We start from the raw sequence: 12,338 nt of genomic DNA on the forward strand, positions 1-12,338 counted from the left end.
CAGGTGCAACCGCGGCGGCGACGGGATTCTTCCCCCTACTTCGCGGTGATCCTGACCAGGAGCCCGCCGTCGGCGTCCCTGACCTCGAAGGAGCGGATGGACTCCTGCGGCGTGCGGCTCTGTACCTTGAAGACCTCCGCGCCGGCCTCGTAGCTCGCGGCCCGGACGGTCCAGGGCGCGGAGACCTCCTTGGCGCCCGCCTTGCTCACCACGACGAGCCTGCACTCGGTGCCCGGCGGCACGCCTTCGAGCTGCACCTGCAACGGCATGCCGGGTGACACGGTCACGGTCGCCTTGACGTCCTTCGACTCTCCGGTGAAGGCCCGCCCCGGCTCGCCCATCTTGAGCTCGGCCGAAACCGAGGGCAGGGGTGAAGCCGAGGGCGAGGCCATTGTCGCGTTTGGCTCGTCCTTCTCCGCGGCGCGGCTCCGGTCCGGCCGCGCCGCCGAATCCTGCGGCTCCGACTCCTTCGCTGCCAGCTCACCTTCGGAAGGTCGCACCGCCGAGGCAGGGGCGTCCTGCGCCGCGGGCGCCGCCGACGTCGGCTGCGTGCGGTCCTGGAGGGTGGTCAGCACCGTGCCGCCCACCGCGAGCGCCGCGACCGAGGCCGCCGCCACCAGCAGCAGGCGTCCGCGCCTGTGCCGCTTGACGCGGTCGTTCAGCAGCCGGTCGAGCACCTCACGAGGAGGGCTCGCGACCAGCTCCACGTCCTTCTCCGACACCTTCGACAGGAAGACGGGCAGCCCCTCGAGCTCCATCAGCTCGTCGGTGCACCCCTCGCACGAGGCCAGGTGGATCTCGACCTCCTGCGCCTCCTCGGCGTCGAGCGCGCCCAGCGTGTAGGCGCCCAGCGACAGCCGTACCTCCTCGCAGGTCATCATGGCGCCAGCCCCCGCTCTTCCAGGGCGAGCCTGAGCGCCCGCAGCGCGTAGTAGGTCCGCGACTTGACGGTGCCCGCGGGAATGCCGAGCGTCGCCGACGCCTCCTTCACCGATCGCCCCCGGTAGTAGACCTCGAGCAGCACCTCGCGATGCTCAGGACGCAGCGCGGCCAGCGCCTCGGCCACCGCCCACGACTCCACCGCCTTCTCCAGCTCGTCGTCGGCGGGGATCACCGCCAGCGCCTCGTCGCCCGCCTCCTGCGGCCTGGCCTTGCGCGCGCGGTGCTGGTCGACGACGAGGTTGCGGGCCACGGTGAACAGCCACGCCCTGATCGGCCGCCCGGAGATCGCCTCGGGATGCCGCCATGCCCGCAGCAGCGTCTCCTGCACGATGTCCTCCGCTCGGCCCGGGTCCCCGGTCAGTCGCAGTACGTAACCGTAGAGCGGCCCGGCGTGCTCGTCGAAGAGGGTCCTGACGAGTTCCTCGTCGGCGGTGCCTGCTGGGCTCACCCCCTCATCACGTACGGCGGGCCGTCTCGGTTCGAAGTCAGCCACGGAGAGGTACGTCACTTGCCTCGGCGGTGATCTCCAGCCCGGCGGGGACGGCCTTCACGCCTGTCACCTTGACGTCGAACGGGAGCTTGCCCTTGAACGGGATCGTGTAGGTCAGGAAGCCCGCGGACTTGGAGGGGATCCCGTTGACCTTGTCGGCGGTGAGCTTGATGCCCCCGTCGACCACCTCGACCCGCATCTCGGCGTCGAACTTCACCTTCGTCACGCCGAGGTCGACCTCGCCTGACGCGGTGAGCCTGTCGCCGCTGCCGCCGATCTTGACCCCGCGCGGCGCGAACTTGTCCACGGTCGACCTGGAGAGCGTCCCCTGGACGTGCACCCTGCCCGCGGTGATCTGGGCGCGGTTCTGCACGACGTCGGCCAGCGGAGCGGTCACGTCGTAGGCGGCGCCGCGCAGGTTGTCCACCTTGACGGTGTTGTACGTCAGGGTGCCGAGGTCGAAGCGGACCTCGGAGTAGCGGCCCGCGATGGCCTGGGTGAGGAAGGGGATGCCCTCGATGGTGACGGTGGGGGTGCCCGAGAGGTCGGAGGACGCGGCGATCCTGGTGGCGATGTCGCGCTGGACCCCCGCGACGGCCACCCTGTCCACGGCTACGAGGACGATGATCAGCACGATCAGGAAAATGATCAGCTTGCGCATCGGGCTCCTTCTGGGGGAATGCCTGGCGCTACCTTATCCCCCGGCAAAGGGCGGAAGGATCTCCACGACGGCCCCTTCCGGCAGGCTCACCGCCGAGTGCTCGCGCCTGCCGACCGGATCTCCGTTCACGAGGAATGACGACCGGCGCACGACGCGCGCGAGCTCCTCACGGTCCGCTGTGATTTTGGTCATGAGATCGCCCAGCGTGTCGGCCTCGAAGGCCTCCTCCGCGATACCGGCCGCCTCCTTGGCCGCGGCCCAATAGCGAACTTTTCCAGTAGGCATAGCCACCTCACAATTGATTCCGCTCCATTGTGCGGGTTCGTTAACGAGAATGTTTCGCGTGAACGCATGTTCACCAGGTGGACGCGACCTGGACGCTTCATGCCCGTGGGTTATCCTCACCTACAGCGGGATCCGGGCGACGTAGCCCCCGGGTCCCACACGTGTTTGTACGGCACACCACGTACGGCAAACGCGGAGGCCCCGAACAGAGGAGTCGTAATGAGCAACCTGCTCCTGCTGACCAACGCCCTCGAGCCGTCCTCCGAGGTGCTGCCTGCCCTGGGGCTGTTGCTGCACTCCGTCCGCGTCGCGCCCGCCGAGGCTTCCGCCCTGATCGACGCGCCACCCGCCGACGCCGTGCTGGTCGACGCCCGCCGCGAGCTGGTCCAGGCCAAGAGCCTGTGCAGGCTGATCAGGACCACCGGCATCGACTGCCCGCTCCTGGTGATCGTCACCGAGGGCGGCCTGGCGGGCATGACAGCCGAGTGGGGCGTCGACGACGTCCTGCTCGACAGCGCGGGCCCCGCCGAGGTCGAGGCCCGCCTGCGCATGGCGACAGGCCGGCTGTCCATGGCCGCCACCGACGAGGTGCCCGACGAGATCCGCAGCGGCGACCTGGCCATCGACGAGGCCACCTACACCGCCAGGCTGCGCGGCCGCGCCCTCGACCTCACGTTCAAGGAGTTCGAGCTGCTGAAGTACCTGGCCCAGCACCCCGGCAGGGTCTTCACCCGCGCCCAGCTGCTGCAGGAGGTCTGGGGCTACGACTACTTCGGCGGCACCAGGACCGTCGACGTGCACGTGCGACGCCTGCGCGCCAAGCTGGGCCCCGAGTACGAGTCGCTGATCGGAACGGTCCGCAACGTGGGCTACCGCTTCGTGCCCGACCGCGGCGCGGCCGACGCCGAGAACCACGCCCACGTCTGAGCTCAGCGGCTCAGATACTCCTCGACGAACCTCGTGGTGTGCGTGGCCTTGGCGAACTCGGGCAGCGCCAGCAGCTCGCGCAGCAGCGGGATGGTGGTGGCGACGCCCGGCCCCTCCACCTCGAACTCCGCCAGCGCCCTGTCTGCCCTGGCGATCGCCTGCGCCCTCGTCGGCGCCCACACCACCAGCTTGGCGATCAGCGAGTCGTAGTCGGGCGGCACCCTGTCGCCCTGGGCGAAGCCCGAGTCGACCCGCACTCCGGGGCCGCCCGGCGGGTTGAAGACGGCCAGCGTGCCGGGGGTCGGCCTGAAGCCGGCGGCGGGATCCTCGGCGTTGATCCTGCACTCGATCGCCGCGCCCGTGAGCGTCACCTGCTCCTGGGTGAAGGAGAGCCGCTCGCCCGCCGCCACGCGCAGCTGCTCGGCCACCAGGTCCACGCCGGTCAGCATCTCCGTCACCGGGTGCTCCACCTGGATCCTCGCGTTGATCTCCATGAACGTCGCCGCTCCCGAGGGGTCGACGAGGAACTCCATCGTGCCCGCGCCCGTGTATCCGACCCGCGCCGCCCCAGCGACCGCGTACGCGCCCAGCGCCTCGCGCACCTGCTCGGGCAGCAACGGCGAGGGCGCCTCCTCGATGAGCTTCTGGTTGCGGCGCTGCAGCGAGCAGTCGCGTTCGCCGAGATGGACCACCGTGCCCGAATCGTCGCCTAGGAGCTGCACCTCCACGTGCCTGGCGGCCGGCACGAAGCGCTCCATGTACACCGATCCGTCGCCGAAGACCTGCTGGGCCAGTGCGGTGGTGCGCCTGAACGCCTCGCGCAGCTCGGCGCGGTCGCGTGCCACCTCGATCCCGCGCCCTCCGCCGCCCGCGGCCGCCTTCACGATCACCGGGTAGCCGATCTCCTCGCCGAGCGACTCCGCCTCGGCCGGCGAGCCGACCGCGCCCTCGCTGCCGGGCAGCACGGGCAGGCCCGCCGCGGCCATCAGCGCGCGCACCTTGGCCTTGTCGCCGACCGCCTCCATCACCTCGGGGCGCGGTCCCACGAAGGTGATGCCCTGGCCCGCGCACACCCTGGCGAAGTCGGCGTCCTCGGAGAGGAAGCCGTAGCCGGGATGGATGGCGTCCGCCCCCGTCCTGAGCGCCGCCTCGATGACGGCAGGGACGTAGAGGTAGCTGCGGCGCGCGGGCGCGGGGCCGATGTGGACGGCCTCGTCGCACGCGGCCACGTACCTGGCGTGGCGGTCGGCGGTCGAGTAGACCGCCACCGTTCGCAGGCCCAGCTCCCTGCAGGTCCTGGCGATCCGCAGGGCGATCTCTCCCCTGTTGGCGATGAGCACCTTGCCGACGCTCATGCCGAACCCACTCTGATCCGCACCAGCGCCTGGCCGTACTCCACCGGCTCGGCGTTGCCCGCGACCACCTCCACGACCTCGCCCTCCTGCTCGGCCACCACCTGGTTCATCAGCTTCATCGCCTCGACGACGCCGACGGTCTGTCCCGCCCGCACCCTGTCGCCCACCCGCACGTACGGCGCCGCCCCCGGTTCGGGCGCGTGGTAGAAGGTGCCGACCAGCGGCGCCGTCACCGCCGTGAGCGCGGGGTCCTCCACCGCCTCCTCCGCCGCCGCCGGGGCCTGGGCGGGTACGGCGGGCGCCGCCACGACCTGCGCCGCCGTGGCGGCGCTCGCCCATGTGACCTCCAGCGCGCAGTCGCCGAGCCGCAGCGACACCGCCGCCACCGGCCCTGGCACGGTCTTCACCAGGTGGGCGACCTCCTCCCGCAGCACCCGCAGCGCCGCGTGCTGGTCGTGCTCCTGCTCGCGCTCACTCACCGTGGATCACCCCCAGCCTCCTGAACCGCTCGTAACGGTCCTTGCGCAGTTCGTCGGGCCCCAGCCCTGACAGCTCCCGCAGCGTCTCGGCGACGGCCGCGTGCAGCAGGTCCGTCGCGGCCTGCGGATCCTCCTGGGCGCCGCCGCTCGGTTCGGGCACCACGCCGTCGACGACGCCGAGCCTGAGCAGCTCGGGCGCGGTCAGGCGCAGCGACTCGGCCATCTCAGGCGCGTGGGACGGATCGCCGTACAGGATGGTGGAGCAGCTCTCCGGGCTGATCACGGAGTAGACGGCGTGCCTCAGCATCAGCACGCGGTTGGCCATGGCGAGCGCCAGCGCGCCTCCGCTGCCGCCCTCGCCGATGATCGTGGCGACCACAGGGACCGACAGCTCCGACATGCCGCCCAGGCAGTCGGCGATCGCCCATGACTGGCCGCGCTGTTCCGCCCCGACGCCGGGGGCCGCGCCCTGGGTGTCGACGAGCGTGACCACCGGCAGGCCGAGCCTGTCGGCCAGCGCCATCAGGCGCAGCGCCTTGCGGTAGCCCTCGGGGTGGGCCAGGCCGAAGTTGCGCTCGACCAGCTCCTTGGTGTCGTGGCCCTTCTGGTGGGCGACGATCATGACGGGGGCGCCGTCGAGCAGGCCGAGGCCGCCGACCACGGCGGGGTCGTCGCCGTGCAGCCTGTCGCCGTGCAACTCGACGAAGTCGGTGCACAGCCGCCAGATGTGGTCGAGCGCGGTGGGCCTGGCCGGGTCCCTTGCCAGCCGTACCGTCTCGTGCGGGCGCAGCACGCCGCCCAGCGCGGTGGGGTCGCGCAGCACGACGGGCTCACGGGGCTCGGCGGGCGCGGCGCCCGCGCCGGTCGTCATGGCCAGCAGCCTGGCCAGCAGCGGTCGCAGGCCGTCGCGAGACTCGACTCTGTCGAGCATGCCGTGCGCGAACAGGTACTCGGCGCTCTGGAAGCCCTCGGGCAGGCGCTCCCTGGTGGCCGCCGCGATGACCCTGGGCCCAGCGAAGCCGATGAGCGCGCCGCGCTCGGCCACCAGCACGTCGCCCAGGGTGGCGAAGGAGGCGGTGACCCCGCCGAAGGTCGGGTCGGTCAGCACGCAGACGCTGAGAAGCCCCTCGCGCCGCAGCCTCCTCATGGCCTGGGCGGTCTTGCCCATCTGCATCAGCGACAGCGCGCCCTCCTGCATGCGCGCGCCGCCTGAGGCGATCGACAGCACCAGCGGCAGGCGCTCGGCGATGGCCAGCTCGCAGGCGCGGGCCACGCTCTCGCCGACGGCCGAGCCCATGCTGCCGCCGAGGAAGGAGAAGTCCATCACCGCGACGACCGCGCGGTGCCCGCCGATGGTGGCGACGCCGTACACGAGAGCGTCGGCGAGGCCGGTGCGGGCGCGGGCGGAGGCCAGGCGCTCGCGGTAGGGACGGGAGTCGGTGAAGGACAGCGGGTCGTCGCCAGCGACCTGTGGGGCGGCGGCGAAGGAGCCCTCGTCCACCAGGACGTGGAGGCGCCCGGCCGCGCCGAGCCTGTGGTGGTGCCCGCAGTCGGGGCAGACCATGCCGACCCTGGCCAGGCGTGGCTGGTACACGATGGCCGAGCAGCCCGGGCACAGCGCCCACTCCTCGGCGGCGGGAAGCGGCGGCGAGATCGTCACTGGACCCGCCCCTCCGGGGTCCAGGTGTAGAAGCGGGTGGCCATGGCGTCGGCGGGGCTTCGCCAGGTGTCGGGGTCGTACGGCAGGACGTGCGCGCCGAGCCTGTCGCTCAGCTCGGCGAAGTCCTTCCTGCTCCTGGCCCGCGCCATCGCCGCCTGCTGCGGCCCTTCGAACTCCACGAGATGGAAGTAGAGGTCCTGGTAGGTGAACAGCTCGCGCCTGGTCACGCCGAGCGCGTGGGGCAGCTCGCCCGCGTCCGACTCGGCGAACAGGCGGGCGACCTCGGCCGAGTCGCCTGAGGCCAGGCGGGCGACGATGAGAATCCTGTCGGACACGTGAACTCCTGGTGGAACGGGCCGTCATGGACGCTCTCACCGTAGGAACCACGGTCACGGCCTGTCTCCCGCCGCCCGCTCGATTGTGGGCCTCCCCCGGACAGGGGAACCTCTCCCCCTACGGGCTGACGGGAACCAGGCCGTTCTCGTAGGCGTAGATGACGACCTGCACCCGGTCGCGGACGCCGAGCTTCTGGTACAGGTGCTGGACGTGCGACTTGATCGTGCTGTCGCCGAGCACCAGCGTCCTGGCGATCTCCTCGTTGCTGTAGCCCCGCACCAGCAGCCTGAAGACCTCACGTTCGCGCTCGGTGAGCCGGTCGAGGGTCTGTGCCGAGCCCGATGACAGCTCGGGGCGCCTGGCGAACTCGTCGATCAGCCTTCTGGTCACCGAGGGCGACAGCAGCGCGTCGCCCTCGGCGGCCTCGCGGACCGCCTCCAGCAGCCTCTCGATGGGCGCGTGCTTGAGTATGAAGCCGCTGGCGCCGCTGCGGAGAGCGTCGAAGAGGTGCTCGTCCTGGTCGAAGATCGTGAGGATGACGACCTTCGTCGGCTTCCTCCTGTCGAGCGCGACGATCTCCCGGGTCGCGGTCAGGCCGTTCATCCTCGGCATGTCGATGTCCATCAGCACCACGTCGGGCTGTTGCGAGCGGACCATCCGCACCGCGTCCACGCCGTTGGCTGCCTCGCCGACGACCACGATGTCGTCGGCCTTCGAGAACGTGGCGTGCAGCCCGCTGCGGATCAGCGGCTGGTCGTCCACGATCAGGACGCGGATCGTTCGCATATCCCTGCCTTTCCGGCCTGTCGCGGGATGACCGCCCGCACGACGAACGAGCCGTCGGCGTGGTGGTCGTGGACGAGGCTGCCGCGGTGTTCCTCGACCCGTTCGCGCAGGCCCTTCAGTCCGTGGCCGCCCGACCTGCTCCAGGCCGCGGCCGAGCGTCTCCACCCCCTGCTGACCACCTCGACGCACAGGTCGTCGGCGTAGGACAGGCTCAGCTCGATACGGTCGGCCCCGTACTTCAGCGCGTTCGTCAGGCTTTCCTGCGCGATGCGGAAAGCGGTGTGCGTGATGTCACTTGGAAATGTCCTTTCGGCGGCGAGATTGTCCAGGCGAAGAGTGGTCGTGCCGTTGGGCAGACGGGTCGCCAACTGCACGACCCGCGACGACAGCGGTACAACCGAATCGCTTTCTGTTTTCCGCTCGACGGGTTTCGCCGTGGACGTGTCGCGAAGGGTTCCCAGGATGGCTCGCAGGTCGTCAAGGGTGGCCTGCGCGGTCTGGTCGATGATCTCGGCGGCGTGCCCGGCCGAGGTGGAGGCCGCGCCGAGATGGCGGGCGTGCAGGGCGATGACGGTCAGGCCGTGGCCGACGCCGTCGTGCAGGTCACGGGCGATCCGCCGGCGTTCGGCGAGGATCGGGCCACGGTGTCGTCCACTCCTCCTGCGGTGTACCAGCAGCACCACCGCGAGGATGAGCGCGCTCCCCAACGCGTCTATCACGGTGTGTAACAGGAGAGTCGCTAAATATCCGGCTATGTCCCCCATGAAACGGCAGCTTACAAGAGCGCGTTAAGAAAGCCCACAGGCTTTCCATAGATTAACATTCCGTACATCTTTCGCGAAACGCAGGTCCAGGTAGCACATTCCGGCCGTCCAATCAATGATTCACAGCGCTTTCACAGAACGCTCCTAGAAGTAATTCAATTCTGTACTTATCCATAAGACGAGGAGGTCCACCCGAGAGGGGAGCGCGGGGTTCGCCCTGGCGGTGGAAGACGGGCGGCGCGCGGCGCAACAAGCTGAACGGCGACGGCGCAGAGCCGTACAGACCGAAGGGAAGCCTGATGCAGCGCTACGCGATCACCTTCGAGATCCGACAGGGAACCCAGGCGGCGGTGCGTGAGCTGCTGTCCGGGTACGCGCCGCCCGAGTGGGAGACCGCCGACGGCACCCGGCTGCTGAGCACCTCGATCTTCATGAAGGACACCACGGTGATCCGGGTCATCGAGATCGACGGCAGCCTGCCGAGCGTGATGCGCCACCTGGCCGCACAGCCCAGCATCCAGAAGCTCGAACGCGAGCTCGACCCCTACCTCGCCACCCCCAGGGACATGAGCACCCCCGAGGGCGCCCGCGCCTTCTTCGTCAGCGCCCTCATGGAGCACGTCACCACCCGCGTCGCGGAGCCCGTCCGATGAGCGGGCAGGTCCTGCTCGTCACCGGCGCCACCGGCGGCCTGGGTGGCGCGGTCGTCCCCAGGCTGGCCGCGAGAGGCGACCGGCTCCTGCTGGTCGGCCGCGACAAGGACAGGCTCGCCGAGCTGGAGGCCGTCCACGGAGCGCCTGGCCGGGTGGAGACCCTGACCGCCGACGTGTCCGACCCGGAGGGCGCCAGGTCGGCGGCCGAGGAGGCCGTCACCAGGTACGGCAGGCTCGACGGCCTCGTCCACCTGGTCGGCGCCTTCAAGGCGGGCCCGCTGTTCCTCATGGACGCCGACGCCTACGAGCAGACGCTTCGCGCCAACTTCCTGTCGGCGGTCACCGTCACCCAGGCCGCCCTTCCGCACCTGGGCCAGGGCGCCAGGCTGGTCTTCTTCACCACGCCGCTGGCCGACGAGCCGCTGCCCGCGCTGTCGGCGTACGCCGCCTCGAAGGCCGCGCTGGTGGCCTGGGCGCGCTCGGTCGCGCACGAGCTCAAGCGCGGCGGCGTCCACGTGAACGTGATCAGCATGACCATGGCCGACACGCCCGACAAGCGGGCCGCCCGTCCCGACCTCAACTTCGACCACACGGTCGCGCCCGACCTCGTCGCCCGCGCCGTCGCCTTCCTCACCAGCGAGGAGGCCGACGGGCTCTACGGTGCGGTGGTGCCGGTGCTCGGCCGCTTCGAGTTCCGCTCCGACCTGTCGGGGCCGCCGCGATGACCGCCAGGATCGTCTTCCTCATCACCGTGCCGGCCGAGCGTCAGGACGACTTCCTCGTCGCCTACGAGAAGATCAGGTACCAGGTCTCAGGAGGCGTGCCCGGCCACCTGAAGGACCAGGTCTGCCAGTCGGCGACCGACCCGGAGCAGTGGCTCATCACCAGCGAGTGGCGCGAGCTGGCCGACTTCCTGGCGTGGGAGGCCACGCAGGAGCACCGCGACCTGGTCAAGCCCATGCGCGAGTGCATCACGGCGGCGAGGTCGCTGCGCTTCCTGGTCAAGGCGGAGACAGGGACGTGAACCCGCTCAGGGTGCTCGTGGCGGGCGGCGGCATCGGGGGGCTGACCGCGGCGGTGGCGCTCAGGCGCGCGGGCGCCGCGGTCACCGTCCACGAACGCGCCCCCGAGCTGCGCATGGCCCAGGCCGGTCACGGGCTCGTCCTGTGGCACAACGCCGTGCTGGCGCTGCGCGACCTCGGACTGGAGCCGGGCGTGGAGAAGATCGGCTACGAGCTGCGCGAGCACCTGTTCAGGAACAGCGGGGGGCGCAGGCTCGCCCGCTGGTCCATGGCGAGGAAGGCGGCCGAGCTGGGGGCGCCCGTCTACAGCGTGAGCCGTCCCGACCTGCACGCGCTGCTGGTCGAGGAGGCCGGCGACGCCCTCAGGCTGGACTCGCCCTGCGGCGGGTTCTCCGCCGACGGCAGCGGCGTGACCGTCCGGGTCGGCGACGCCGAGGAGCGGGTGGACGCGCTCATCGGCGCCGACGGGCTGCGCTCGGTGGTGCGGGCGGCGCTCGTCCCGCACGAGCCGCCGCCGCGCTACGCCGGGTTCACCGCCTTCCAGGGCGTCATCGACCTGCCGGGCTCCGGCGTGCCCGAGCACACCTTCCTCAGCACCTGGGGCAGGGGCCGCTGGTTCGTCTGCTACCGGCTCACCGGCGATCTCGTCTACTGGGACGGCGTGCTGAGCGACCACATCACCGCCCCGTTCGGAACGCGCCCGCTCGACCTGCTCGCCAGGGAGTTCGGCGACTGGCCCGACCCGATCCCCCGGCTGGTCGCCGCCACCGACCCTGCCGACCTGACCACCGTCCCGATCTTCGACAGGCCGCCCATGCCGCGCTGGGCCCACGGCAGGGTGGCGCTGCTCGGCGACGCGGCGCACCCGATGACCTTCAACCTCGGACAGGGCGCGGGACAGTCGATCGAGGACGCCCTCGTCCTGGCCGAGTGCCTGAAGGGCGGCGACGTCGCCGAGGGGCTGCGCCGCTACGAGGCGCGCCGGGTGGCCCGCGCCGCCCGCATCGTCCGCAGGTCGCGGGCCAACGGCGCCCTCACCAGGTGGCGCCATCCCGTGGCGTGCGCCGCGCGCGACGCCTTCATGCGCCTGACCTTCGACCGGCTCGTCTACCGCAAGACCTACCAGCTCACCATGGAGGACACCTCATGACCGTCACAGGTCTGCCGACGGGCGTCAGCCGTACGGCGGTGCTGATCGCCCAGGCCAGGGAGGCCGAAACGGCCCGTCCCAGCGGTCTGTTCAAGGACCCGCTCGCCCGCCCTCTGGTGGAGGCCGCAGGCCGCATCAGCGGTGTGAGCGAGGCGGGCCGCCGCGCGGCCGAGCACTTCGTGCTGCGCACCCGCTACTTCGACGATCGCCTCGGCGAGGCCGTCCGCACGGGGCTGCGGCAGGTCGTGCTGCTGGCCGCGGGGCTCGACACCAGGGCCTACCGGCTCGACTGGCCCGCGGGCACCCGGCTGTTCGAGGTGGACCTGCCCGACCTCATCGCCTTCAAGGACAGGGTGCTGGCCGAACACGACGCGCGGGCCCGCTGCGAGCGCACGGCCGTCGCCGCCGACCTGCGCGACGACTGGCCCGCCTCCCTCGTCTCGGCCGGGTTCGACCCTGAACGGCCGACCGCGTGGCTGGTCGAAGGCGTGCTCATGTACCTGACCCCCGAGGACGGCGCCGCCGTGCTGAAGCGGCTGAGCGAGCTGTCCGCGCCGGGCAGCAGGCTCTCCGTCGAGCACGTCAACCAGGCCTACGCCGACCAGCCGAAGATGCGGCCCGCCATGAACAAGCTGGCGGCCACGCAGGCGGCCTGGCTGTCGTCGGTGGAGGACCCCGAGCAATGGCTCGCGGCGCACGGCTGGCGGGCCGAGATCACCCACCAGGCCGACCTCGCCGTGAGCCTCGGCCGTCCCGTTCCCGCCATGGCCCACCCCGCGGTCGCGGGATCGGCCCGTATCTGGCTCGTCGACGCCACCCGCGACTGAC

At 71.2% G+C, this 12,338-nt stretch carries 16 protein-coding genes; 6 read left to right on the plus strand and 10 right to left on the minus strand.

The window, feature by feature from the left end; all coding sequences use genetic code 11:
* Positions 1-35: 35 nt before the first annotated feature.
* From FHR33_RS23020 to FHR33_RS23035, 4 genes are read right to left on the minus strand one after another with little or no spacing between them, the layout of a single operon-like run.
* Entirely contained in the window at positions 36-881 is an 846-nt protein-coding gene (locus tag FHR33_RS23020) for an anti-sigma factor family protein (protein WP_183651323.1), read from the minus strand.
* The gene (locus FHR33_RS23025) at positions 878-1,390 is read right to left on the minus strand and encodes a sigma-70 family RNA polymerase sigma factor (protein WP_183651325.1); all 513 of its coding nucleotides are present in this window, start codon (positions 1,388-1,390) and stop codon (positions 878-880) included. Before FHR33_RS23025 ends, FHR33_RS23020 begins: the two co-directional genes overlap by 4 nt.
* A 37-nt stretch (positions 1,391-1,427) precedes the next feature.
* Complete coding sequence (locus FHR33_RS23030) at positions 1,428-2,093, minus strand: LmeA family phospholipid-binding protein (protein ID WP_183651327.1); 666 nt, start codon at positions 2,091-2,093, stop codon at positions 1,428-1,430.
* Positions 2,094-2,126: 33 nt separating this feature from the next.
* Positions 2,127-2,378 carry a MoaD/ThiS family protein gene (locus FHR33_RS23035; RefSeq protein ID WP_183651329.1) on the minus strand — a complete coding sequence of 84 codons (252 nt, stop codon included), beginning with the start codon at positions 2,376-2,378 and terminating at the stop codon, positions 2,127-2,129.
* A gap of 219 nt (positions 2,379-2,597) precedes the next feature.
* Between FHR33_RS23035 and FHR33_RS23040 the strand changes: the two genes are divergently transcribed.
* Positions 2,598-3,305 (plus strand): response regulator transcription factor, encoded by a 708-nt coding sequence (locus FHR33_RS23040; protein ID WP_183651331.1) that lies wholly within the window; start codon positions 2,598-2,600, stop codon positions 3,303-3,305.
* Positions 3,306-3,307: 2 nt separating this feature from the next.
* Here the strand turns inward: FHR33_RS23040 and FHR33_RS23045 are convergent, their stop codons facing one another.
* The 6 genes from FHR33_RS23045 to FHR33_RS23070 form a co-directional block, all read right to left on the minus strand.
* Positions 3,308-4,660: an acetyl-CoA carboxylase biotin carboxylase subunit gene (locus FHR33_RS23045; RefSeq protein ID WP_183651333.1), complete on the minus strand. Its 1,353-nt coding sequence runs from the start codon at positions 4,658-4,660 to the stop codon at positions 3,308-3,310.
* A complete protein-coding gene (gene accB / locus FHR33_RS23050) occupies positions 4,657-5,139 on the minus strand; it encodes an acetyl-CoA carboxylase biotin carboxyl carrier protein (protein ID WP_183651335.1) in 483 nt (160 codons plus the stop codon). The genes FHR33_RS23045 and accB overlap by 4 nt, the downstream gene beginning before the upstream one ends.
* Positions 5,132-6,799, minus strand: a complete 1,668-nt coding sequence (locus FHR33_RS23055) for an acetyl-CoA carboxylase carboxyltransferase subunit alpha (protein WP_312895682.1) — start codon at positions 6,797-6,799, stop codon at positions 5,132-5,134. The genes accB and FHR33_RS23055 overlap by 8 nt, the downstream gene beginning before the upstream one ends.
* Positions 6,796-7,134 carry a TcmI family type II polyketide cyclase gene (locus tag FHR33_RS23060; protein WP_183651337.1) on the minus strand — a complete coding sequence of 113 codons (339 nt, stop codon included), beginning with the start codon at positions 7,132-7,134 and terminating at the stop codon, positions 6,796-6,798. Before FHR33_RS23060 ends, FHR33_RS23055 begins: the two co-directional genes overlap by 4 nt.
* Before the next feature lie 118 nt (positions 7,135-7,252).
* The gene (locus tag FHR33_RS23065) at positions 7,253-7,921 is read right to left on the minus strand and encodes a response regulator (protein ID WP_183651339.1); all 669 of its coding nucleotides are present in this window, start codon (positions 7,919-7,921) and stop codon (positions 7,253-7,255) included.
* Complete coding sequence (locus tag FHR33_RS23070; protein WP_183651342.1) at positions 7,900-8,685, minus strand: sensor histidine kinase; 786 nt, start codon at positions 8,683-8,685, stop codon at positions 7,900-7,902. Before FHR33_RS23070 ends, FHR33_RS23065 begins: the two co-directional genes overlap by 22 nt.
* Positions 8,686-8,984: 299 nt before the next feature.
* Between FHR33_RS23070 and FHR33_RS23075 the strand changes: the two genes are divergently transcribed.
* The 5 genes from FHR33_RS23075 to FHR33_RS23095 are packed head-to-tail and all read left to right on the plus strand — an operon-like array spanning position 8,985 to position 12,337.
* A complete protein-coding gene (locus tag FHR33_RS23075; protein WP_183651345.1) occupies positions 8,985-9,338 on the plus strand; it encodes a SchA/CurD-like domain-containing protein in 354 nt (117 codons plus the stop codon).
* Positions 9,335-10,063 (plus strand): SDR family NAD(P)-dependent oxidoreductase, encoded by a 729-nt coding sequence (locus FHR33_RS23080; RefSeq protein ID WP_183651347.1) that lies wholly within the window; start codon positions 9,335-9,337, stop codon positions 10,061-10,063. Before FHR33_RS23075 ends, FHR33_RS23080 begins: the two co-directional genes overlap by 4 nt.
* Positions 10,060-10,362: an antibiotic biosynthesis monooxygenase family protein gene (locus tag FHR33_RS23085; protein ID WP_183651349.1), complete on the plus strand. Its 303-nt coding sequence runs from the start codon at positions 10,060-10,062 to the stop codon at positions 10,360-10,362. The genes FHR33_RS23080 and FHR33_RS23085 overlap by 4 nt, the downstream gene beginning before the upstream one ends.
* Positions 10,359-11,510: an FAD-dependent monooxygenase gene (locus FHR33_RS52750; RefSeq protein WP_183651352.1), complete on the plus strand. Its 1,152-nt coding sequence runs from the start codon at positions 10,359-10,361 to the stop codon at positions 11,508-11,510. Before FHR33_RS23085 ends, FHR33_RS52750 begins: the two co-directional genes overlap by 4 nt.
* Positions 11,507-12,337: an SAM-dependent methyltransferase gene (locus FHR33_RS23095; RefSeq protein ID WP_183651355.1), complete on the plus strand. Its 831-nt coding sequence runs from the start codon at positions 11,507-11,509 to the stop codon at positions 12,335-12,337. Before FHR33_RS52750 ends, FHR33_RS23095 begins: the two co-directional genes overlap by 4 nt.
* Position 12,338 lies beyond the last annotated feature (1 nt).

It is taken from the genome of Nonomuraea dietziae (assembly GCF_014195505.1).
Lineage (GTDB): Bacteria > Actinomycetota > Actinomycetes > Streptosporangiales > Streptosporangiaceae > Nonomuraea > Nonomuraea roseola.